The 23,620-nt window shown below is 51.2% G+C and carries 14 protein-coding genes; 8 read left to right on the top strand and 6 right to left on the bottom strand.

The features are described 5' to 3' along the window. The first annotated feature begins 189 nt into the window (after positions 1–189). On the top strand, positions 190–840 hold the full coding sequence (locus NNL38_RS08060) for a hypothetical protein (protein ID WP_255390495.1): 651 nt from the start codon (positions 190–192) through the stop codon (positions 838–840). 125 nt (positions 841–965) lie between these two features. Here NNL38_RS08060 and NNL38_RS08055 read toward each other — a convergent pair whose 3' ends face one another. The 5 genes from NNL38_RS08055 to NNL38_RS08035 form a co-directional block, all read right to left on the bottom strand. Continuing rightward, a complete protein-coding gene (locus tag NNL38_RS08055) occupies positions 966–1,559 on the bottom strand; it encodes an FMN-dependent NADH-azoreductase (RefSeq protein ID WP_255390494.1) in 594 nt (197 codons plus the stop codon). A 526-nt stretch (positions 1,560–2,085) separates the two neighbouring features. Further along, positions 2,086–3,516 carry a 16S rRNA (cytosine(1407)-C(5))-methyltransferase RsmF gene (rsmF, locus tag NNL38_RS08050; protein ID WP_255390493.1) on the bottom strand — a complete coding sequence of 477 codons (1,431 nt, stop codon included), beginning with the start codon at positions 3,514–3,516 and terminating at the stop codon, positions 2,086–2,088. A 127-nt stretch (positions 3,517–3,643) separates the two neighbouring features. Next, a complete protein-coding gene (locus NNL38_RS08045; RefSeq protein WP_255390492.1) occupies positions 3,644–6,271 on the bottom strand; it encodes an MlaD family protein in 2,628 nt (875 codons plus the stop codon). Then, complete coding sequence (locus tag NNL38_RS08040) at positions 6,252–7,448, bottom strand: paraquat-inducible protein A (protein ID WP_255390491.1); 1,197 nt, start codon at positions 7,446–7,448, stop codon at positions 6,252–6,254. Before NNL38_RS08040 ends, NNL38_RS08045 begins: the two co-directional genes overlap by 20 nt. Positions 7,449–7,518: 70 nt before the next feature. Beyond that, a complete protein-coding gene (locus NNL38_RS08035) occupies positions 7,519–9,366 on the bottom strand; it encodes an ABC transporter ATP-binding protein (RefSeq protein WP_255390490.1) in 1,848 nt (615 codons plus the stop codon). Between the two features lie 83 nt (positions 9,367–9,449). On the opposite strand from NNL38_RS08035, the gene NNL38_RS08030 reads away from it, so the two are divergent. From NNL38_RS08030 to NNL38_RS08015, 4 genes are all read left to right on the top strand, one after another. Continuing rightward, positions 9,450–9,908 (top strand): free L-methionine (R)-S-oxide reductase MsrC, encoded by a 459-nt coding sequence (locus tag NNL38_RS08030; protein ID WP_255390489.1) that lies wholly within the window; start codon positions 9,450–9,452, stop codon positions 9,906–9,908. Between the two features lie 108 nt (positions 9,909–10,016). Beyond that, entirely contained in the window at positions 10,017–10,661 is a 645-nt protein-coding gene (gene proQ, locus NNL38_RS08025; RefSeq protein ID WP_255390488.1) for an RNA chaperone ProQ, read from the top strand. Between the two features lie 17 nt (positions 10,662–10,678). Then, positions 10,679–12,679 carry a carboxy terminal-processing peptidase gene (gene prc, locus NNL38_RS08020; RefSeq protein ID WP_255390487.1) on the top strand — a complete coding sequence of 667 codons (2,001 nt, stop codon included), beginning with the start codon at positions 10,679–10,681 and terminating at the stop codon, positions 12,677–12,679. 257 nt (positions 12,680–12,936) lie between these two features. Continuing rightward, positions 12,937–13,590 (top strand): hypothetical protein, encoded by a 654-nt coding sequence (locus NNL38_RS08015; RefSeq protein ID WP_255390486.1) that lies wholly within the window; start codon positions 12,937–12,939, stop codon positions 13,588–13,590. Between the two features lie 108 nt (positions 13,591–13,698). On the opposite strand, the gene pncB is transcribed toward NNL38_RS08015, so the two are convergent. Continuing rightward, positions 13,699–14,901 (bottom strand): nicotinate phosphoribosyltransferase, encoded by a 1,203-nt coding sequence (gene pncB, locus NNL38_RS08010; protein WP_255390485.1) that lies wholly within the window; start codon positions 14,899–14,901, stop codon positions 13,699–13,701. A 400-nt stretch (positions 14,902–15,301) separates the two neighbouring features. On the opposite strand from pncB, the gene pepN reads away from it, so the two are divergent. The 3 genes from pepN (at position 15,302) to NNL38_RS07995 (ending at position 23,593) form a co-directional block, all read left to right on the top strand. Further along, positions 15,302–17,926 carry an aminopeptidase N gene (gene pepN, locus NNL38_RS08005; RefSeq protein WP_255390484.1) on the top strand — a complete coding sequence of 875 codons (2,625 nt, stop codon included), beginning with the start codon at positions 15,302–15,304 and terminating at the stop codon, positions 17,924–17,926. Positions 17,927–18,062: 136 nt separating this feature from the next. After that, the gene (locus tag NNL38_RS08000) at positions 18,063–18,284 is read left to right on the top strand and encodes a DUF2835 domain-containing protein (RefSeq protein ID WP_255390597.1); all 222 of its coding nucleotides are present in this window, start codon (positions 18,063–18,065) and stop codon (positions 18,282–18,284) included. 479 nt (positions 18,285–18,763) lie between these two features. Next, entirely contained in the window at positions 18,764–23,593 is a 4,830-nt protein-coding gene (locus NNL38_RS07995) for an NAD-glutamate dehydrogenase (RefSeq protein ID WP_255390483.1), read from the top strand. Positions 23,594–23,620 lie beyond the last annotated feature (27 nt).

Below are 23,620 nucleotides of genomic sequence, written 5' to 3'. Positions count from 1 at the left end.
TCTTGAATCTTCTTGCATGGCGCTATCGACTGTGCGATGGGCGACTGCCGCTGATGAAAAAAACGGCAGCCAAGCTTTGATATTGGTAAGACTGTAAATAATGAGAGCCGACGCACTGACTTTTCTTGTTGAGTCATGAATCATAAATCTGTCTGAAAATTCAAGACTTGTTTCAGATGGATGGATGTTATGGACAAAGAAGTACAACAAAACTGTGATCGGTTAATCTCCGCGTTGGTGACACATTTCGGGGTCACACGCGTCCAGCAGGATGGTGGATATATCCTGCCTGATGGCAGATTGCTGAACCTGCATCGTTCGGACACGGACAATCGACAGTACCACCGTGCGGTGGCTGCGTTGTTGCCGGCAGAGATGCAGGGGGCCTGTGATGAGCTGACCATTGTGAACCTGATGGTAGCCACCGGGGTGATCCGTTATGAAGCCCGGGGACGGGTACATACCGCGGTGAAGCCGACTCAGTCGCAACGGCGGAAGCTGTTTGAACTGATGAAGTATAGTGAGCAGTGGTTTCGGGTGATTGCTTCAGACAGCAATGGTGCCACAATCGGGGATGAAGTGTTTAAATCGCCGCCGGCGCACGAACTCTTGCAGTTTTTTTCGGCCTGTTATGACGACAGCCAGAAAGTGTACCGGGAGGACGAGTTTGGCATTCAGCCAACAGACACCGGGTTCGCACTGATGTTTCGGCCAGCCCAACGTCAGATCGGGGTTTATGAGTCTGATAGCGATACGATGACGGTAATCCCGGAATTTTCGAATTTATTATCTTTGTTTGAACGTCGGGTGGCGCAGTACCAAGTGTTTGAACCAACATAAAAAACCTTATCCGCAAGCACGGATAAGGTTGGTATATAACCAAAGACAATAGCATCACTTTAAGCCGTGGATTTTTGGTCTAGAGCTTTACTTTGAGCCCCCGAAAGAGCCCGCCAGGATTTCAGTTAAGCGGTCAATTTTTCAAGATCTGATTTCGCAGCGGCGATCCCGTTTGCCGCCATCTCTTCGCCCATGGCCAGTGCCTCGCCATAAACCACTTCCACGTCGGTAATGCCGATAAAGCCCAGGACCGTTTTCAGGTAAGGTATCATGTGATCGGTTCCGCCATCTTTATGCATGCCGCCGCGGGTAGTAACCAGGATCGCTTTCTTGTTTTTCATCAAGCCAACCGGGCCGGTTTCGGTATAAGTGAAAGTCACACCGGCACGAGCAATTAAGTCAAACCAGTTTTTCAGCTGCGTCGGGATAGTAAAGTTGTACATCGGCGCACCAATCACCAGTGTATCACTGACTTTAATCTCTTCAATCAGCTGATCAGATAGGGCCAGCGCCTCTAGTTGACGTGTATTGAGGTTCTCTCCACCACGTAGGCCACCGGCGAGTTCGCCATCCAGTACCGGCAGTGGGTGTGCAGCCAGGTCACGTTCAATAATCGCAGCTGTTTTACCTTCCCAGGCAGCAATTAAGTGATCAATCAGGCCATTTGATTGAGAGTAATCGCCGAGAATGCTGGATTTTAGAACAAGTACGTTTGACATAGATAATTCCTTCACTGAGTTATGCGCTTGGCAGTAAATATATGAGATAGGCTGGTGCGATGATAGTGGAAAGTATCGTGCAAGTTGTTCAAAATTATTGATGAACTTAACAGTTAATGAATTCAATAGATTAAAGTGACATTCTGTTGGTGTGTAGGCACGGTATCTATTAATAGGTGGGGGATGCCTCACTCTCTTGAAGCGCTGCGCTATTTCTGAACACTGACTTACTTTGATTGGTATTATTTTGTGCTGTATGGGTTCGGGAGCGCTGGGAAAACGTCAGAAATAAACAAAAAAATAGCCCGAAACGACTCCTGTTTCGGGCTTAGGGGAATGGCTCGTGAGAGCCTTGCGCTAACTGGTTAGTAAATGGAGATCAATTACACTATCAATGGTAGTTCAAGCAGTATAATTTGCCAGTTTAGGCATTGAGAATGTCATTCAATTCTGACACCTGTGCCGTGAAGCTGATGTTCAGGTTATTTTGTGCTGTAACCTTGAGCGATCCCCTCAACTTTAGCGATCAGATTTCAAAAAGATTTTTATCACGAACAAGCTCACGCGGCAGACCATTCTTGATCCGGTTGCCAACCCATTTACCAATGCCAATCGGGTAGTTTCGGTAGGTCACGATCACTTCGCCCTGACCACTGATATTGTCCGGGCGGATATCCCGGCCCATAAACCACTCTTTTGCTTGCTCTGCTGTTAGCGGTGTTGCGACAGATTCCTGGCCGCTGGCCAGGGTCATGATCGCTTCATGTTGCCAGCGGTATCCTTTCTTATGCTGCTCGGCAAGCTTAACGCCAATCCGCTGGAAGCGAATTTCACTGAGCAACGTGCGAAGATTGGCCGGGAACAGCCAAACTTCCTTATCGCGGAGCCAGACCTCGCTGCCTTCCGGGATCGCCAGATTTAAATTGGTTTGCAGGCTGGTGGCAATTTGGGTGTGCTCTTTGTCGCTGGCTGGGCTGAACGGGAACTTTCCCAGACGCTTTTTTACTTTTGGGGATTCAACCGAACCGTGCTTTCGGATCCGGGCGACGAAAAAACCCTCACTATCGAAAATTTGCGGATAAACGTGCAGGAATCCTTCTTCGGTCAGCACGTTTTCTGCGCCCGGAAACAGATCGCCCAGGGGCTCAAATGTGACCGCGTCACCAAAAGTTTCCTTCAGGAAGTGGCAGACCTGCTGGTTTTCCTGCAAATTCAGGGTACAGGTCGAGTAAACCATTACGCCGCCCGGTTTTAATGCCTGGAAACCACTGACGATCAGATCGCGCTGCACGTTGGCAATGTCTGCAACGGAAGCCAGGCTCCAGTTGGCCATGGCATCTTCATCCTTGCGAATGGCCCCTTCGCCGGAGCAGGGGGCATCGAGTAAAATGGAGTCAAAAGACTCTGGTGCCCAGCCGCCAAAGACACAGCCGTCGAAGTGGGTGAGCGCCGTATTGTACACACCACAACGCTGCAGGTTAGCATGAAGAACTTTGATTCGGCTGGCCGCAAGTTCGTTGGCGACCAGCGCGCCTCGGTTTTCCATCGCACAGGCAATTTGAGTGGTTTTTGAACCGGGGGCAGAGGCCATGTCGAGCACACAACCGAGCTGATCATTGTCTTTGAGTAGCGCGGTGACCGGCATCATTGAGCTCGCTTCCTGAATGTAGAACAGGCCGGCCATATGTTCGGCCGTGTTGCCGAGCGAGACACTGTCCTCGTCTTCACGTTCAATCCAGAAGCCGGTCTCACACCAGGGAACAGGTGTCAGCGTCCAGTCTTTATCTGCAACCCGCGCCAGAAAATCTTCGACACTGATCTTCAGGGTATTGACCCGGATACTGCGGCGGAGCGGGGTTTTACAGCAGGCAATAAACTCATCCATGCTCAGGTGCTCTGGCATGATTTGGCGGATCTGCTCAAGGTAAGCTTCAGGAAGGTGAATGTTCGGATGCAAGGGAATGTCTCGGTTAACTAGCTTGGAGCGTGAGTTTATACCAAAGCCGGTGAATAATCGATTATCTGAATGACGTCACCAAGAAAAAAGGAGCGCGGGTGCGCTCCTTCTGCTTCTGGTTCACTGGCTAGTGACGGGGAATGGCTGTGCGCCAGGCGCGCCATTGCGGTTTGGCTTGCCGGTGTAACAGGAAGTGCGTCTCTGATGCCGCGATCGGTGACAGCGGCTGTTGCTCTGGTGTAGCGAAAGCAATACCGCCGCGAAGTAAACTATCTACGGTGCCGCTTTCGACATTGGCGCCGGTCAGGCCAATGGTGACATCCAAACCGGAGACATTCCAGAATACACTGTCGGTGCGTACCAGGTGGCTGTAGGCTTCATCAATCTGGGCTTTGATAATGATGCGATCAGCAAGATCGCCCAGTGAAACATTCACCACTTGGCCGACTTGCATATCACGATACAAGAGCGGTGTCCCTTCACTGATGGAGCCGCGTTCTTCACTTTCCAGAATGACGGTCAGGCCGGATTCGGCCAGTTCGGTACTGCCCAGCGTGAAGCTTTGCGCATAAGTACCGGAGCCAGGCTCAACAGCTATATAGCTGCTGAGCAGAGAGTCGAGATTTTTGGCACCTGACAGGCTGATCTTCGGCGTCACCAGCCAGAAATGGCTGTTTGCCTTGGCCAGCTGGCTGGCATATTGCGGGAAGAGACGCGCCTGGATACTGACATTACCGGCTTTGAAGTTCGGAATAATATCCAGCACCTTGCCGACATTGACGCCCTGATAGCGAATATCCGAATTGACGGAAATTGCTTTGGCATCACTGGCTGTCAGGGTAATGGTCAGGCCGAAGTTCTTGGCTTCTTTCAGGCTCGGGTAAAGCTTGAAACGTTTTCCGGCTTTGTTGGCGACGCCCGGCAGGGTATCAAACGCAATGCCGCCTTTGACCAAGGTGGTGAGTGGATCCGCTTTGATGCTGACCCCGCCGATCCCGGCTTCTACTTCTACACCAGAGCGATTCCAGAAGACCGTATCGGCGTTGATTAAGTGGCGATATTTATTCTTCACAGCCAGGCTAACTGTGACGCCGTCACGAGTGAGCGCGTAGTTTTTCACTTCACCGACCGGCAGGTTGCGATAGAGCACCGGGCTTCCCACGGAGACCGGCGGTAGTTCATCAGCAAACAGGGTAAAGGTGGATTGCCCCTGTTGCTTCTCAGCCGCCAGGGTCGCGAGTTGTTCACTTGGGTAGAGCGGGTAGTGGGCCAGGATCTTGCGGCTGCCGCTGCTGGTAAAACTGATGCTCTGGCTGATCAGTTGATCGGCCGGTGGCACACTCACATTCAGCCCCTGGGCACCAATCGTCGCGTTAATCCCGCCATCTAAATAGAAGCGGCTGGCCGAACGAACCAGGGCAGTATGCTCAGGCAGGACAATGACATCAAAGCGAACCCTGTTTTTCTCCAGGGTGACACTTTTCACCCGGCCCACTTCCAGGCCGCGGTGTTTGAGGCGGGTGCCGCGTTTGACGCCATAACTGTGATCGGCATACAGGGAGAAGGTGGCGACGCCGGGTTGCTGCTCCTGGAGCTGATCCTGGGTGATGGCGACAAAGTGGCGGGCTGTCTCGCCGTTGCCCGGGATCAGGGTCAGGAAGTTGCCGCGGATCAGGTTACCGATGTTCTTGACCCCGGTCAGGGACACCTCGGCTTCCTCCAATAGCATCCGTGAGCCTGTGGTGAGCAGCTCGCTCATGCTCGGCTCAATAGCAGCGTGGGCTATAACTTTATGGCGTTTCTTGTCGAGGCGCAAATCGGAAATCTTGCCGATTTCCAGCCCGCGATAAATGATCGGGGCACCGTTGGCGCTGACATTGTTATGGTCGGGTAGTTCGATGGTGATCGCAATCCCGCGTCCGGCAGTATTCAAATCCGGGTACAGTCGGAACTGTTTATCGGGTTGGATTGGGACGCCTTCATCCGGAGAGTCGAAGGCAATGGCCCCGCCGATCATGGCCGACAAACTTTCAAACTGCACATCAATGCCGTTAAAGCCGACATTGGCGCTCATGCCGCTGACATTCCAGAAACGGCTTTTATTTGTCACCAGCTCGGCATATTGCGGCTTGATCAGCAAATCAATCAGGACGCGTTTTTTACTGTCACTGAGGGTGTAGTTATAGACTTCGCCGACCGGGATCTGTTTGTACATCACCTGAGAGCCGATGTTGATTGAACCCAGGCTGGGCGCGCGGAGCTGAAGCTTCAGTCCTTCTCCCAGCGTCAGATCGGAGGGCTGTGTCTCCAGCGCGGTAAACTCATCGGCACTGTCACCATGGCCCGGTTGCATGGCGATGTAGTTGCCTGAGACCAGGGCATCCAGGCCGGAGATCCCAGTGATCGATGCCTTGGGTTTGACCAGCCAGAATTGGGTTCCTTCTTTTAAGGTTTTGACCGCTTCCGGGTAGATATCCGCTTCGGCGTAGATGCTTTGTAAATCTTTCGACAGAATGACATCCCGCACGATCCCGACTTCCAGGCCCTGGTAGCGGATCGTGGTGCGGCCAGCCACTAGCCCGGCGGCATCGCTGAAATGAATCTTGATCCGCTGGCCGGCTTCATTGACCGCTTTGTAGACCAGCCAGCCGGCTAAAATGAGCGCCAGCAACGGGAGGATCCAAAGGGGAGAGATACCACGATCCCGTTTGAGGTTTACAGGTTCAGGTTGTTGATTATCGAGTCTGTCGTTCATAGTTGTCCCATATCAGACGAGAATCCAGGCTTTCGGCAGCCAGCATGGTAAGTACGACCACGACGCCGAAGGCAATTGCCCCCGGACCGGGTGTAAAATCAAGGAGCTGATCACGGTCAATCAGCGTCACCATAATTGAAATGACAAACAGATCAACCATCGACCATTTACCAACCCATTGAATGATGCGGAAAATCACCATTCGGTGCCGGTGGTTGACCTGTCGCTTAAACTGGATGGCCAGCAGCAGAAATGCCAGTCCGAGGATTTTGGCGACTGGAACCACAATACTGGCGACAAAAATGATCACGGCAATTCCGGTCATGCCACTATTGATCAGTGAGGCCACGCCGGAAAAGATGGTGTCTTCCACTCGCTTACCGTTATTCAGAAAAATGGAGATCGGATACAGATTCGCCGGAAAAATAAACACCGTCGCAGCGATCAGGTACGCCCAGGTTTTCTGGATCGAGTGGGGGATCCGGTGATACAGCGGAGCCGAACAGCGAATACAGTGCTCGCCCTGAGCCTGGGTCAAATGGCAGCTATGGCACTGGGCCTTGAGCTCGTCGTCGCGATGCTCGCCCTCCGGCTGCCAGGCTTCCCAGTAGCGGTGGACACTGACCCGGGTGATTAGCAGTGACATCAGAATTTGCAGAATCACCAGTGAATACAGGCCGGGCCCGACATAAATGTCAGCATAATCCTGCACTTTAAAGCAGGAGATCGCCAGCCCGACCAGGAACACATCAAACATCGCCCAATTTCTGAGGTGTTCGATCACGGTCAGGGAAGTCCGAAACAGCGAGAAGCGCCGCCATTTCAGACCGGCCTGAGCGCTGAGCACCGAGAGGCTGACCAGCAACGGGGCGATGCTGCTGCAAAACAGGATGAGCAGAGCGACGATTGGGAAGTCTGCGGCCAGAGTCAAGGTGCCTGACGGCAGCGTTGCTGGGATCATCACCCCGAACAGGCGGATGGTGATCAGCGGAAATGCATGTGCAGGGATGAAAAGGATTAAACACGCCAGGGCAATGGCCAGCTCACTGTTGAAACGCGACGCACCGCCACGGTACAAACGCGTATTGCAACGCGGGCAATAGGCACTTTGTCCTTGTTGGGCGACCTGCGGCATGATGGCTAAATCGCATCCGGGACATCGTCTTGCCAGTGACATGGTGGTTTAATCCTTTATGCGGCTAATAAATAGGCACTTTTAGCCGACGCTGTAAAAAATGAACACTATATTATTTTACATTCACTCTGGCTACAGCGAGTTGCGTATCGGTCTGAGATTCTGAGGGAGACACCGCATGCGGCTCGGAAGATTGCACAGAACCATACAGGGTTTGATATAACCCTGCTTCACTCACCAGCTCAGCGTGTGTACCCGACTGGCTCACCTGGCCGTCTTCGAGTACATAGATTAAATCAGCTTGCTTAACTGCAGATAAACGGTGCGCAACAATCAGCGTGGTTCGATCCGCCAGAAACTCATTCAGGGCTTTGTGCAGGGCAGCTTCCGTTGCAGTATCGAGCGCTGAGGTTGCCTCGTCCAGGATCACAAAGTCTGGGTTTGCCAGAATCATCCGGGCGATTGCCAGACGCTGACGCTGGCCACCGGAGAGGCGGATCCCCTGGCGACCGATTTCGGTATCCAGTCCGTTGGTCAGCCGTTCGGTTACATCCATCATCTGAGCAATTTCCAGCGCTTGCCACAACTGTTCATCGCTAAACTGTGCGCCCATGCAGAGGTTGTTGCGCAGGGTGTCATTGAACAGAACCGGGTGTTGCAGCACGACGGCCATCTTTTCTCGCAGTGCTTCGTAGCTGACGTCTTCAACCGGGACGCCATTGATCAGAATATCACCGTTGTCTTTTTGATAAATCCCCAGCAGCAGTTGGATTAAGGTTGACTTCCCGCCACCGGAAGAGCCTACCAGTGCCACACGTTTTCCAGCAGGAATTGATAAGTTCAGGCCACGAAGCACTTCTTTATCTTCATCGTAGGCAAAATGCAGATCGCGGACATCGATTTGTAGTGCTTCCCCTGCTTGAAATGGATTCACTTTGGCCACCGGACGCACTTCTTCTTCCAGCGCAATCAGGCCATTGAGACGTTGCATCGCAGCTGAGGCCCCGTACCACGCAAACTGGATACCGAGCAGCTCTTGAACCGGGCCCAGCATAAACCACAGGTAGCCAAACACGGCGAACATCTGGCCGATGGTCAGATCGGTAAACAGCACCATGACCATCGCCATGGCCCGGAACAGTTCAAACCCAACCAGAAACAGCAGGAAAGAGATCCGACCGGCCGCTTCCGATTGCCAGGCATATTTATCCGCGTCGTAGCGGATTTTGTCTGCATTAGACTTGAGTTGGGCCAGAAACTCCCGTTCCCGGTTTGAGGCGCGCAGTTGGTATATCCCATCCAGGGTTTCGACCAGACGCTGCTGAAATTTCTCAAATGCCTGGTTTTCTTTCCGTTTGAGGGTTTTGACCCGGTTTCCCATTTTCTTGGAGGCATACACAACAATCGGGTTGACCAGCAGAATGAACAGTCCCAGTTGCCAGTTCAGCCACAGCAGGATCACCGCGGTGCCAACCACGGTCAGCAAGCCGACCAGGAAGCGGCTCAGGGTGTCGCCGACAAATTTATCGATGGTTTCCACATCCGTGATCAGATGCGAGGTGATGCCGCCGCTGCCTTTTTCCTCATACTGACGCATGCTGATCCGGCCGAGCTTATCGATCAGGTGGCGGCGGATACTGAAGGTGATGTTTTTGGCAACCAGGGTAAATTGGCGGCTTTGCAAAATGTTCAAGGCCTGGCTGCTGATCCGCATCAGAACGACGAACAGGAGGACCAGAAAGATGTATGCGGTCGGCCCCTGGAGCGATTGAGGCAGGAAAAAGTTAAGGAACTCAATGCCCTGGGCTGGTTTATCCAGCAAAATCTCATCGACCATGAGTGGCATCAGCAGGGGAATCGGCACACTAATCAGAGTCGCGAGCACGGCGATGATATTGGCAGCAATGAGCCTTGGCCGGTGATGTTTTGCTTGCGTTACCAGCCAAGACCAGTTAATCATTTGGTTTTCGTTGTCTTTCACAGTGATAATGATTCCTATTATTACAAAGGGTTCTATTTTAGAGGCTAATTAAGGAGTAAGCCATGGAAAATAAGTCAGCGTTTTACGAAAGACTCACAAAACAAGCGATATCACTGGTTGAAGGCGAGCCGGATCTGATTGCTAATATCTCTAATATTAGTGCGTTACTCTTTATGGAGTTAGAAGATATTAACTGGGCCGGCTTCTACTTTCTGAAAGGCGAACAGCTGGTTCTCGGTCCGTTCCAGGGCAACCCGGCGTGTGTGCGCATCCCGGTAGGGCGAGGTGTGTGTGGTACAGCCATCGCTGAAAATAAAGTGCAGCGGATTGCGGATGTGCACCAGTTTGAAGGGCATATTGCCTGTGACGCCGCCAGTAACTCTGAGATTGTCATTCCATTCAGTGTGGATGGTGAGCTTTGTGGTGTACTGGACATTGATAGCCCAACTTTATCAAGATTTGACCAATCCGATGAGGATGGGCTAGTGAGTTTGGTCAAGGAATTACAAAAAAGGCTCTAATTGAATGCTTATTGTGGTTTTTCAGTGCTAGGTAACTATAATAGCGAGACAATTTCTTTTTGATCAAAGTACTAAAGGCGAGTCTCACTCGCATTGTCAGGAAAGTCCATGGAAAACTCTGAAAAGCTAACGAACAGTAAAGAAGTGATTGCCTACATTGCTGAGCGTTTCCCAAAATGCTTTACCGTTGAAGGTGAAGCTAAGCCACTGAAAATTGGTATCTTCCAAGAGCTGGCAGAACGTCTGAGCGAAGACCCGAAGGTGAGTAAGACCCAGCTGCGTACTGCACTGCGTCAATACACTTCTTCCTGGCGTTACCTGCACGGTGTGAAAGCCGGTGTCAGTCGTGTTGATCTTGACGGCAACGAGTGTGGCGTGCTGGAAGAGGAACACGTAGAGCACGCGAAAAAAGCACTTGAAGAGAGCAAGGCCCGTGTCCGTGCTCGCCGTAAAGAGCAGGCAGAAGCGAAAGCTGCTGCAAGCCAAGATGGTGAGGAGAAGACGAAAAAAATTCGCGCGAAATCGTCTAAACCTAAGAGCACCAAACAAAAAACGACTAAGCTAAATAAAAAGCCAGCAGAAACGACCCGTGCACTGAACGCTGATGAAGTTACCGTTGGTAAATCTGTCAGTGTCAACATGGGCAACGGAAACATGCCGGCGACTATCGTTGAAATTAATAAGGGCGATGTACGTGTACGTTTAACCAATGGGTTGACCATGGTTGTTAAAGCGGAGCACCTTCGTTCGTAAAGGAGAATGCTCGACGTATGAAATGTCGATTCCGTTTCTCACTGATCGCTGCCGGCATGATGCTGGCAGCTTCAGCACAAGCCCTTGAGGCAAAATATTCGCTAAGTGATTTGCCGGTGCTGGTGCCCGAAAAGCAACATGCCACGGCTAGCAAAAGGATAGCGTCGCGGTTTACCCGTTCGCATTACAAGCAATTCAGCTTAGACGATCAGTTCTCGGCCAGCATTTTTGAACGCTACATCGAAATGTTGGACTTCAATAAAAGCTTCCTTACCGCGTCGGATGTCCGACAGTTTGAACAGTGGCAGTATCAGTTGGATGACCAGCTGAAACGCGGTGAGTCCACTGCTGCTTATGATATTTTTAATAAATCTCTCAAGCGTCGATATGACCGCTATCAATATGCCCTGACATTGCTTGATCGGGAAATCACCTTCACGGCTGATGAAGACTTTGTGATTGACCGTTCGGAATTGCCGTGGCCAAAAGATCGCAACGAACTCAATGAGATTTGGCGCAAGCGGGTGAAATACGATGCGCTGAACCTGAAGCTCACCGGCAAGAAATGGCCTGAGATCAAAGAAACGCTCAGCAAGCGGTATAACAATGCGCTCAAGCGTCTGACTCAGACTCATAATGAGGATGTGTTTCAGATTTATATGAATGCGTTTGCCCGTGAAGTCGATCCGCACACCAGTTACCTGTCGCCGAGAAATGCCGAGCAGTTCCAGGCAGAAATGAACCTGTCCCTGGAAGGGATTGGGGCGGTGTTGCAAGTGGTGGATGACTATACCGTGATCCGCTCGCTGGTTGCAGGTGGACCTGCTTCAGACTCCAAACGCTTGTCGGCAGGGGATCGAATTATCGGTGTTGCGCAAGACGGCAAGGAAATGGTAGATGTGGTTGGCTGGCGTCTGGATGATGTGGTTCAGCTAATCAAAGGCCCGAAAGGCAGCAAAGTGAAACTGCAGATCCTGCCGGAAGGGAGCAATACCAAAAGTTATGATGTTACGATTGTTCGTGACAAGATCCGTCTGGAAGATCGAGCCGTTAAGTCCGAAGTTAAGTTTTCGCAAGGGCGCAAGATCGGGGTGATCGAAATCCCGAGCTTCTATGTCGGCCTGTCGGAAGATACCAAGAAAGAGCTGGCTGAACTCAATAATCAGCAAGTCGATGGTATTGTGATTGACTTGCGGAACAATGGTGGTGGTGCGCTGACAGAAGCCACCGCGCTGACCGGGCTGTTTATTAACAGTGGTCCGGTAGTGCAGGTGCGTGATAGTTATGGTCGGGTGAAAGTAAACGGCGATTCTGATGATCGAGTTTACTTTGATAATCCGCTGACCGTTCTGGTCAACCGTTACAGTGCATCGGCGTCTGAGATCTTTGCGGCTGCGATGCAAGATTATGGCCGTGCTGTGGTTCTTGGTGAGCAATCGTTCGGGAAAGGTACAGTACAGCAACACCGCTCGCTGAATCATATTTATGATTTATTTGATCAGCCATTGGGCCATGTGCAGTACACCATTCAGAAGTTCTACCGGATTAATGGCGGCAGCACTCAGAATTTGGGGGTTGTCCCGGATGTCCCATTCCCGTCAGCGGTTGATCCGTCAGAAACGGGTGAAAGTGTAGAAGATAACGCCTTGCCTTGGGACAGCATTAAGCCGGCGAAATACCAGAAGGTGTATAACTTCTCACCAATGCTGAAAAACCTGATCGCGAAGCACGAAAGCCGGATTAAGTCAGATCTGGAGTTTGGCTTTATTCTGGAAGACATCAAGCGTTATCAGCAAGAGAAAGATGTGAATACGATTTCTCTGAATGAGCAGAAACGAATTGCTGAGCAGGAGAAAGATGATGTTGAACGTTTGGCTCGCCTGAATAAGCGTCAGAAAGCGATGGGTAAAAAGGTATTCGCAACTTTAGATGACATTCCTAAAGATTACGAAGCACCGGATGCCTACCTTGATGAGGCGGTGGCGATCACTGCGGACTTGATCAGGGCATCAAGCTAAGCTTTTTACCATTGTTCGTCTCAAACGGTACCGATTCCGGTACCGTTTTTTTATGCCTGTATTTTATGTTTGTGCACGCGCCGCAGCACGCAGGTGTTCTATTCCCTTGTATTCACAGTTTCTTCTCGTGTTCAGGCATGTCTTAAGAGTGAGATGGCCGCCGGAATTCGTGTGAGATTGCTCATCATTTTTATGCGTAGCGCCTGTTTGCCGACTAGGGTTTAAGAAGGACTTCATTTTGTTGTTGGGGTAGCGCTATGTTGAAATCGTCACTGCTCGCGGTTGTGTTATTCTTTAGTTCATTTTCCTATGCCGATGATTTAACAGAGTTTGATTACCCTTTATTGTTGGGTGACTGGTATTGGTTCAGTAGCACCAACGACGGGGTGGTGACCGATGGCGTCAGTTACCGGGCAATGAATATCAAGTTTAAATCTTCCTATCAGTTTGTGATTCGTTTGCTTCAGGTCGACGGGACGATCGAAGCCTGGGAAGGGATATATGATATCGATGAAAGCTCGGTTATTTTCCGGGCTAAAGGTCAACCGGAACAACAACATAGTTACCTGCTCAGTTATAACCAATTCATTCTTGATGGCGCGCGTTTTACTAAGTTGGCACCAGAAAACCTGCCGGGGAACTGGCGTTCATCGCGGATTTCAGGACGGGATGTCGGCGATGGGGTTTCTGAGTTAGCCATTTCTCTGCGGCCTGACTTTCTGTTCTCGGCCAAGGTCTCCGGTGATGACGGACGGAACCGCGAGCACCAGGGTATTTACTTTATTGAAGATGACCGCATTGTGCTGATTTATGAAGATGGCCAGCATGACAGCCAATTCCGTCTGGGATCAGATACCCTGACCTTGACCAATAAGCAATTCGGTATGGAAGCGGTGATGGTGCGAGAGTAGTGGGGTGATCTGGGTCCACGATGCTTCATGAACATCTTCATGAACATCAACGGCATCAAAAAGGCTTGCCAGTAGTGGCAAGCCTTTTTTGCTGAGTAAGAGGGGAATTCAGCTATTGGCCAGCTTAAAGGCTTGACGAAGCTGCAACAGGTAGTCTTCATCCTGGCAGATGCTTTTGCCGGGCTCATCAGAAATTTTCGCAACCGGACGACCTTCACATTCAGTCAGCTTAATGACGATGTTCAGGGTATCCACACCCGGCAAGTCACAAGTCAGTTGGGTGCCGATCCCGAAGCTGAGGTTAACGCGGTGGGCAAACTGTTTGTAGATCTCCAAGGCTTTATCCAGGGTCAGGCTGTCGGAGAAAACCAGTGTCTTGCTCTTTGGATCAATGCCCAGCGATTCATAGTGGCGGATTGCTTTTTCACCCCAGGCAATCGGGTCCCCGCTGTCATGACGCAGGCCGCTAAAGCGCTCCGATAAGCGCAGGTCAAAGTCGCGTAGGAAGGCATCCATGTTGATGCAGTCGGTGAGGGCAATTCCGAGTGAATCCGGATACTCCTGTAACCAGCGGTTCAGAGCCAATTGCTGGGAATCTGCCAACTCGCCGGCCAGTTGCTGGTGTGCCTGGAACCACTCATGCGCCTGGGTACCGACGGGCGTTAAGCCGCGGGTATGGGCCAGGTGGTAGTTGGAGGTACCTTTGAACTCCGGCACGTTCTCTTTCAGATAATCAACAATCGTTTCGTGGACGGCTTTGGAAAAACGGCGACGGGTACCGAAGTCGACCAATGCAAATTCGCTTAAATCGGTGTCGCCTGCTTTTGCTTTTTGGTAGAAATTTGCCAGCTTCACTTTGAGTCGCTCAATGGCATCTTCTGTCGAGGATTCCGGATAGCATATTGATGAGCGAACTTCGCTAATGACCGCCAGTAGCGGCACTTCCCACAGAATGATATCGAGCCATTTACCGGTGATTTTAATAGTCAGCTGTTCGCCGGAGGCATCAACATTAACCTGATCACTGTTGAGCTTGAAGGTTTTCAGGTAGTCCAGGTAATCGGCGGTGAAGAAAGGCAGTGTCGCCAGGTAGGCCAGCTCATCTTCTGTAAAGGAGAGCGTACCCAGTTGATTGATCTGGGCTTGAATGTCGTGGCAGTAAGGACGAAGGTCTTCTTGGCTACGGCAATGAAACTCTGCAACCGCTTCAATATTAGGGTATTGATGAAAAATCGCTTGCTGCATATGCAATTTATATGCATCAGTATCAAGCAGGGATTCGATTACCCCAGTGTGTCCTGTATGAGTCATAGCTAATGTAGTTGTCTATCGCAATCCGAGAATATTACATTATTTTGAGTCTATTTTGGCCGTAAGCATCCCAAATAGACTAAAAAAATAGGGACGTACCTTACGCCGAAACCTTGAAAACAACAAGTCTGCTCACCATATTATTTTCATAAAGAGTAATCTTCTGGATTTCGTCTTCTTAACCCTGTATTTGCAATGGTATTTCGGGGAGATAAGACGTACTACGATCGCTTTTTTAAGAATAGGCAATAGGATGCCCCGGAATACGTGATTCCCGTGGTGTCTGTCTATGAAACCGGCTGGCTGCTCTTGTGAGGCAGCCGCAAAGACAGAATAATGACAGGTGTCAGCCGCTCATCATGGCATCACCGCCATGGCGGAAAAAACAAGGAAACCGAATATGGCCGAACAACCGACCACCACACAGCCGACAGCCAAGTATCGAGCAGATTACCAGGCACCAGACTATACCATTACCGATATCGACCTGACGTTTGACCTGCATGATACGGCCACCCGTGTTGTTGCGGTGAGCCAGGTAAAGCGTCAGGCAGTGCAAGCCACGTCGTTGATCTTAGACGGCGATAGCCTGAAACTGGTACGCTTGGAAATCAATGGTGAATCCTGGACGGATTATCAAGAGACTGACAGCGGTTTGACGATTCATAATGTCCCGGCTGCGTTCGAGTTGACCATTGAAACCGAAATCAACCCGCAGAAAAACACGCTGCTTGAAGGCTTGTATAAGTCAGGTGAGGGCTTCTGTACCCAATGTGAAGCAGAAGGCTTCCGTCGGATCACCTTCTATCTCGATCGCCCGGATGTCCTGGCGCGCTTTAAAACCAAGGTGATTGCCGACCAAGCGTCCATGCCATACCTGCTGAGCAACGGGAACCGGATTGATGCCGGTGAACTGGACAATGGCCGCCATTGGGTACAGTGGGAAGACCCGTTCCCGAAACCAAGCTACTTGTTTGCGCTGGTCGCCGGCGATTTTGATGTGCTGCGCGATACTTATACCACGAAAAGTGGGCGCAATGTTGCCCTGGAGATCTTTGTCGATAAAGGCAACCTGGATCGCGCCGATTACGCGATGACCTCGCTGATCAATTCCATGAAGTGGGATGAAGAACGCTTCGGACTGGAATACGACCTGGACATCTACATGATCGTTGCTGTTGATTTCTTCAACATGGGGGCGATGGAGAATAAAGGGCTGAACATCTTTAACTCCAAATATGTGCTGGCGAACCCGTCGACTGCAACCGATACGGACTATCAGGGTATCGAGTCCGTGATTGGCCACGAGTACTTCCACAACTGGACCGGGAACCGGGTGACATGTCGGGACTGGTTCCAGCTGAGCCTGAAAGAAGGCCTGACCGTATTCCGTGATCAGGAATTCTCGTCTGATTTGGGCTCGCGTCCGGTCAACCGAATCAACAATGTCCGGATCATGCGCGGCCCGCAGTTTGCAGAAGATCGCGGTCCGATGTCTCATCCTATCCGTCCGGAAAAAGTGATTGAGATGAATAACTTCTACACCCTGACCGTATACGAGAAGGGTAGTGAAGTGATTCGGATGATGCACACCTTGCTGGGCGAAGCCAAGTTCCAGGCAGGAATGAAGTTGTATTTTGAACGCCACGATGGCACGGCTGCAACTTGCGATGATTTTGTTCAGGCGATGGAAGATGCTTCCGGGATCAGCCTGGCGCAGTTCCGCCGCTGGTACAGCCAGGCCGGGACGCCGGTGGTGAATGTCGCAACAGAATATGATGCCGCGCAGAAGCGTTACCGCGTCACGATTAAGCAGCATACAGCACCAACAGCAGGCCAGGAAGAGAAGCTGCCGCTGCATATTCCGTTTGATATCGAGTTGTATAACCGCCAGGGCGAAGTTATTGCGTTACAGTGTAATGGAAAAGAAATTCACCATGTGCTGGATGTCACCGAAGCTGAGCAAGTGTTTGAGTTCGAGCAGGTTGACGAAGAGCCGGTCATCTCAATGTTGCGCGAGTTCTCTGCACCGGTGATCCTGGAATATGACTACCGTGATGAAGATCTGATCTTCCTGATGGTGCATGCCCGTAATGCCTTTGCCCGTTGGGATGCCGGTCAGATCCTGCTGGCGAAGTATATCCGCGAGAACGTGAAACGCGTGCAGCAGGGTGAAGCATTTGCGCTGCCTGAGTCTGTCGTTGATGCATTCCGTGGCGTTCTGCTGGACGAGACGCTGGATCCTGCATTTATCGCCGAAGTGCTGACCCTGCCGAGCGAAAACGAAATTGCCGGTTGGTATGAAACCGTTGATGTGGATGCGATTCATCAGGTCGTCAGCGAGCTGGAAAAAGTGCTGGCGACTGAAATGGTTGATGAGCTGTCAGCGATCTACCATTCGCTGGCGCAACCGGCGTACACGATCGCGCATGATGCGATGGCCAAGCGCGCGCTGCGGAACCGCTGTCTGGCATTTCTGGCGAATACCGAGCAGGGGGACAAGCTGGCTTCGGCTCAGTATCAGCAATCGGATAACATGACTGATACCATGGCGGCGATGTCTGCGGCCAATGGGGCACAGCTGCCATGCCGTGAAGCACAAATGAAGGACTTCAGCGACAAGTGGACCCATGATGGCCTGGTGATGGATAAATGGTTTATTTTGCAAGGGAAAAACCCGGCAGAGAATGCGTTGGATAATGTTCGCGCGACCATGGCCCATCCGGCGTTTGATCTGAAAAACCCGAACCGGACCCGCAGCCTGGTGGCCAGCTTCTGTGCCAACAACCCGGTGCGATTCCACGCCAAAGATGGCTCTGGCTATCAGTTCCTGACTGAGATCCTGACGGCGTTGAATACCAGTAACCCACAGGTGGCGTCTCGTTTGATTGAACCATTCCTGAAGTATCGTCAGTATGATGCGCAGCGCCAGGCGCTGATGCGTGCCGAGCTGGAGAAACTGGCAGGGCTGGAGAATCTGGCAAAAGATCTGTTTGAAAAAGTGCAGAAAGCGCTGGAGCAGTAATCTGCTCGTTGAGCTAAACAATATCAAGGCCTCTGACACCGGAGGCCTTATTTTCTTTATGTTGTTAAAGAGCAGATGCGAATAAGCAGAAGCAGGCGTGAATGAGTAAATCTACGTCATAGCTTGAAGTGAAATGATGAAACACTATATCTTTTCCATGTATATCAGCTACCAGGCATATCTGGATCATTATTCAGGTGCAGCGAGTACTGTGTTGGTCGTGACCGACAACGGATTGAAGCTGCAGTTACCGGCATCGCGATTTCGACCATTCCTGAGCCAATTGGGAGTCAAAGGGCGTTTTCGTGTCACGGTGAATGCCCAGAACCGTATCGAAGGGATCGAGCAAATCACCTGACCGTCATGCTGATGCTGTATTCGGGAGGTATCCTCCTACAGTACTTCGATATTGGTATTACGCCTGGAATTGCTGTTTACTTATATTTAACATTCGGTTGCACTTTGAGCAGGAACACATATCATGATGGGGTGTTTTTATCGTCTGGCACCCTGCTTTGACAGCGGTATACCACTACAAAAATTGACAGTATTCATAATTGGTTAGACCAATGACCCGCTGGATTTCAGGGGGATAGCTGCTCTTTTCATCAATGCCAGATGTTCCGACCAGTCAAAATCTTAACCTTAGTCACATATTCGATTTTTTCTTTCTGTTCCAGAGTTATTATCGTAACCCTTTCGCAACAAAACACCCTACAATAGCCCTCACAGAACGAATACCGATACCGTGAGCCACTAGACCTCGAATGGCCCATGGGATTGATATAAAAACCCTATACTAGATCGATAATAGAATATGACGATGGAGCATTTGCTATGACCGCACCTGACCCTATAGTGCCGGTACTGCTTGAAAAAGTGTATGGCTTAATCCAGGACAAGATTGAGACCCCGCAGCAGTCATTAGTAGAAGTTTTTGCTCAAAAATTATTAGGTCAATTGGCAGACGACGATCTGCTGCAACGGAATGAATCTGACTTATATGGTGCAGTGCTGAGCCTTTGGCATCACCTTGTGCAAAACAAACCGGATCAAATCTCTGTTCGGGTCTACAACCCGACACTCAGCCGTTACGGCTGGCAATCGACCCACACTGTGGTTGAGATTGTGACTCCAGACCGTCCATTCCTGGTGGACTCTGTTCGTATGACCCTGACCCGCCTCGGGATCACCAGCCACCTGATGTTGAATGGCCCTTATTATTTCAAGCGTAATGAGCTGGGCGCAATTACCGAAGCCTGTGGTCAGAACGGTGATCTGCAGACCTTGTTCCACATTGAAGTGGACCGTCTGAACGATAAGGCGGAAATGAAAGCACTGAAAGAAGAACTAGAACAAGTGCTGCAAGACGTCGATCTGGTGGTGAACGACTGGCATGCCATGCAGGGCAAAATGCAGGAGATTGTCAAAGAGCTGAAAGCAGCTGACTTACCTGTTGATGAAGCCCAGCGTGATGAAGCCATTGCATTCCTGGATTGGGTCACTCGTCATAACTTTACGTTCATGGGCTATCACCAGTATGACCTGTTACCGATTGAAGGTGATTATGAACTGACACCATGTGAGGGTTCAGCTTTAGGCTTGCTGAGTAAGCAGGGTAAAGTACGCTCATTGAAACTGTCAGATTTACCAGAATCAGCCCGCTTGGAAGCACGCAAGAAAGATCTGCTGATCCTGACCAAAAGTAACACCAAGTCGAAAGTCCATCGTCCGGCTTATACCGATTACATCGGTATTCGCCGCTTTGACAAGAATGGCAACGTGGTGGGTGAACACCGTTTTACCGGCCTTTATGCTTCGACGGCATACCATCAAACTGCGATGAATATTCCGCTGATCAGCAACAAGGTCTCGCGGATCCTCCAGGCTAGCGGCTATTCAGAAGGTTCGCACTCCTGGAAGGCGCTGAACAACCTGCTGGAGACTTATCCGCGTGATGAACTGATCCAGGCCAACGAAAAAGAGATGTTAGATGTCGGCTGCGGCGTGGTTCGCATGCAAGACCGTGACCTGTTGCGTCTGTTTGTCCGCCGTGACCCGTTCGGCCGCTTCTTCTCGTGCATGGTGTATGTCACCAAAGAGCGTTACAACACGGAGTTGCGCCGGAAAACCCAACAGATCCTGAAAGACTATTTCGGATCGGATCAAGATGTTGAATTTACGACTTTCTTCTCTGAAAGTCCGTTAGCGAGAACCCATTACATCGTGCGCGTAGAAAACAATAACTTTGATGTTGATGTCAAAGCCATCGAGCATAACCTGGTTGAAGCTGCCGCGGCCTGGGAAGACCGCCTGAGCGCCTCTCTGGTCGCCAACTTTGGCGAAAACAAAGGAACGCCACTGGCGAAGAACTATGCGCGTGCATTCCCGCGTTCGTACAAAGAACAAATGCTGCCGGGCTCTGCGGTTGCCGATATTGAGCAACTGGAAAGCCTGAGTGAAGACAACAAGCTGGGGATGCTGTTCTACCGCCCTCAAGAGAAAGGTGTCAACTCCAACTTCGTCAAGCTGAAGCTTTTCCATCGTGATGAGCCAATCCATCTGTCTGATGTGATGCCAATGCTGGAAAACCTGGGTCTGCGTGTCATTGGTGAATCACCATACGAAATCGTGACCGCCAACGGGACTGTGTACTGGATCCTTGACTTCGCCATGCTGCTCAATGCATGTGATGAGATCGATCTGACCGAATCTCGCGACCGTTTCCAGGAAGCTTTCTCGGCCATCTGGCATAACAATCTTGAAAGTGATGGCTTTAACCGCTTGGTTCTGTGTGCCGGACTGACCGGCCGCGAAGTGACCATTGTGCGAAGCTATGCTCGTTACATGCGTCAGGTCGGTTTCCCGTTCAGCCAGCACTATATAGAAGAGACACTGTCGAATCATAGCGATTTGGCCCGCGATCTGGTGGCCCTGTTTGCGCTTCGGTTTAATCCGAAGAAGAAGCGGACGGAAAAAGCCGAGCAAGATCTGATCGCCAAAATGAATAAGAAGCTGGATAAGGTTGAGAGCCTGGATGACGATCGGATCATCCGTCGCTATATGGAAATGATCCTGGCGACCCAGCGCACTAACTACTATCAAACAGATGCTGAAGGTAAGCCGAAGCCATGGTTGTCGCTGAAGCTGCGCCCGTCTGAGATCTCAGAGATCCCGGCGCCGGTTCCGTTCTTCGAGATCTTCGTTTATGCCCCGGATATTGAAGGGGTGCACCTGCGCGGCGGCAAAGTTGCCCGGGGTGGGCTGCGTTGGTCTGATCGTCAGGAAGACTTCCGGACAGAGATCCTTGGCTTGGTGAAAGCACAGCAGGTGAAGAACACTGTCATCGTACCGGTCGGTGCAAAGGGGGGCTTCGTGTGTAAACGTCAGCCGCAATTGACAACACGTGAAGAGATCTGGGCGGAAGGCCAACGCTGTTACAAGCGTTTCATCCGCGCCTTGCTGGATGTGACTGACAACATTGTGGATGGTGTACTCGTGCCACCAGCCAATGTGGTTCGTCATGATGAGGATGACCCGTATCTGGTTGTTGCGGCTGATAAAGGCACAGCGACCTTCTCGGATCTGGCTAACTCAGTTTCGGACGATTACAACTTCTGGCTGGGAGATGCATTTGCATCGGGCGGCTCAAACGGCTATGACCACAAGAAGATGGGGATCACGGCCCGCGGTGGCTGGGAATCTGTGAAGCGTCACTTCCGTGAGCTGGGCATCAATTGCCAGACTACCGATTTCACCTGTGCCGGGATCGGTGATATGGCGGGTGACGTGTTTGGTAACGGGATGCTGCTGTCGAAACATATTCGCCTGGTGGCAGCCTTTAACCACATGCATATCTTCCTGGATCCGAATCCGGATTCAGCGAGCAGCTGGGAAGAGCGTAATCGTTTGTTTAATCTGCCGCGTTCAAGCTGGGAAGATTATGACAAGAGCCTGATCTCTGAAGGGGGCGGTATTTTCTCCCGCCGCAGCAAGTCAATTAAGCTGACGCCTCAAATCCAGAAACTGTTGGGAACCCGCAAGCAGAGCATGACGCCGAACGAGTTGATCCAGATGATCCTGAAAATGGAAGTGGATCTGTTGTGGAACGGCGGGATTGGCACTTATGTCAAGGCGGCTAGTGAGACCAATGCTGATGTAGGTGATCGTGCCAATGACGTCCTTCGCGTCAACGGGAGTGAGCTGCGTGCCAAGGTTGTCGGTGAAGGGGGTAACCTGGGCCTGACCCAACTGGGCCGTGTTGAGTTTGCCAAGAAAGGCGGCCTGGTCAATACCGACTTCATTGATAACGTCGGTGGGGTTGACTGTTCAGATAACGAAGTGAACATCAAAATCCTGCTGAACAGCCTAGTCGCTGGTGGCGACCTGACCTACAAACAGCGTAACGAGCTGCTTGAGCGGATGGAAGATGAAGTCGGTGAGATTGTTCTGGATGATGCGTATTGCCAGAGCGAGTCGATTTCTGTGACTCAACAGCAACAAGTCCAGTTGCTGAAAGAACAGATCCGCTTTATCCACCACCTGGAAAAAGAAGGTAAACTGGATCGGAACCTGGAGTACCTGCCGGATGATGATACCCTGGCAGAGCGCGAAAAATCGGGCATGGGTCTGACCCGTCCTGAGCTGGCGGTACTGGTCGCTTACGGCAAGATGGTTCTGAAGGAAGACATGGTGACTGACGAGATCGCCAATGATCCTTACCATGCGCGCCTGCTACCTGCGTACTTCCCGAAAGAGCTGCAAGAAAAGTACCGCGATAAGATGGACCTCCATCCGCTGCGTCAGGAACTGATTGCAACCTCGCTGGCGAATCAAATGTCCAATGAGATGGGATGTAACTTTGTCACTCGCCTGCAGGAAGAGACAGGGGCTTCCGTTGCTGAGATTGCTTCAGCGTACGCAGTGGGTCGCGAAATTTATGGCTTTGACCGCTTCTTCGACCAGATCCGTGAATTGGATAACGTTGTCTCGGCTCAGGTACAGTACGATATGCTGTATCGTTGCCGCCGCATGCTGCGCCGTGTGACCCGCTGGATGCTTCGCAACCGTGATCGTCAGCTGGGCATCGAGCAGCAGATTGCATTCTATCAGCCCGTTGTTCAGAAACTGCAGGAAAATCTGGAAGGTTACCTTGTCACTGAAGAAGTGAAAGAGCATGACGATCAGGCAAACGTCATGATTGAGCAAGGGGTTCCTGAAGCACTGGCGCACGGGATTGCTCGCTTGAGCAGCCTATACTCAGCCCTGGATATCGCTCAGATCGCCAAAGAGTTGGAGAAAGATATCGACTTTATCTCCCGCGTTTACTTTGTGGTGGGTGCCGACTTGTCACTGCACTGGTTCCTGCAGCAGGTTCATAATCAGCCGGTTGAGAACCATTGGCAGGCACTGGCCCGTGCATCATTCCGTGAAGATCTGGACTGGCAGCAACGCCAGCTGACCTCGGCGGTGATCACCGCTTGTCCGGAAGGGAAGCAGGCCGAAACGCTGATCGAAGACTGGAAAGCGGAACATCAGGTGGCGATCCAGCGCTGGAATACGGTTCTGGCAGAGTTCAAAGTGGGGACAACCCATGAGTTCGCCAAGTTCTCGGTAGCCCTGCGTGAGTTGATGTTGCTGAACCTGAATTGTCGCCCGGCAATGTAAGTACAAGATGCAGCGATAAGTTGAACC

It is taken from the genome of Photobacterium atrarenae (genome assembly GCF_024380015.1).
GTDB lineage: Bacteria > Pseudomonadota > Gammaproteobacteria > Enterobacterales > Vibrionaceae > Photobacterium > Photobacterium atrarenae.
Note: the sequence above shows the minus strand (reverse complement) of the source record. Positions and strands in the feature narration are given on the sequence as shown.

What these genes read in the sequence shown, in the direction of transcription:
- NNL38_RS08060 (WP_255390495.1), top strand. Translation starts at nt 190, where the DNA reads ATGGACAAAGAAGTACAACAAAACTGTGATCGGTTAATCTCCGCGTTG.
- NNL38_RS08055 (WP_255390494.1), bottom strand. Translation starts at nt 1,559, where the DNA reads ATGTCAAACGTACTTGTTCTAAAATCCAGCATTCTCGGCGATTACTCT.
- NNL38_RS08045 (WP_255390492.1), bottom strand. Translation starts at nt 6,271, where the DNA reads ATGAACGACAGACTCGATAATCAACAACCTGAACCTGTAAACCTCAAA.
- NNL38_RS08040 (WP_255390491.1), bottom strand. Translation starts at nt 7,448, where the DNA reads ATGTCACTGGCAAGACGATGTCCCGGATGCGATTTAGCCATCATGCCG.
- NNL38_RS08035 (WP_255390490.1), bottom strand. Translation starts at nt 9,366, where the DNA reads ATGATTAACTGGTCTTGGCTGGTAACGCAAGCAAAACATCACCGGCCA.
- NNL38_RS08030 (WP_255390489.1), top strand. Translation starts at nt 9,450, where the DNA reads ATGGAAAATAAGTCAGCGTTTTACGAAAGACTCACAAAACAAGCGATA.
- proQ (WP_255390488.1), top strand. Translation starts at nt 10,017, where the DNA reads ATGGAAAACTCTGAAAAGCTAACGAACAGTAAAGAAGTGATTGCCTAC.
- prc (WP_255390487.1), top strand. Translation starts at nt 10,679, where the DNA reads ATGAAATGTCGATTCCGTTTCTCACTGATCGCTGCCGGCATGATGCTG.
- NNL38_RS08015 (WP_255390486.1), top strand. Translation starts at nt 12,937, where the DNA reads ATGTTGAAATCGTCACTGCTCGCGGTTGTGTTATTCTTTAGTTCATTT.
- pncB (WP_255390485.1), bottom strand. Translation starts at nt 14,901, where the DNA reads ATGACTCATACAGGACACACTGGGGTAATCGAATCCCTGCTTGATACT.
- pepN (WP_255390484.1), top strand. Translation starts at nt 15,302, where the DNA reads ATGGCCGAACAACCGACCACCACACAGCCGACAGCCAAGTATCGAGCA.
- NNL38_RS08000 (WP_255390597.1), top strand. Translation starts at nt 18,063, where the DNA reads ATGAAACACTATATCTTTTCCATGTATATCAGCTACCAGGCATATCTG.
- NNL38_RS07995 (WP_255390483.1), top strand. Translation starts at nt 18,764, where the DNA reads ATGACCGCACCTGACCCTATAGTGCCGGTACTGCTTGAAAAAGTGTAT.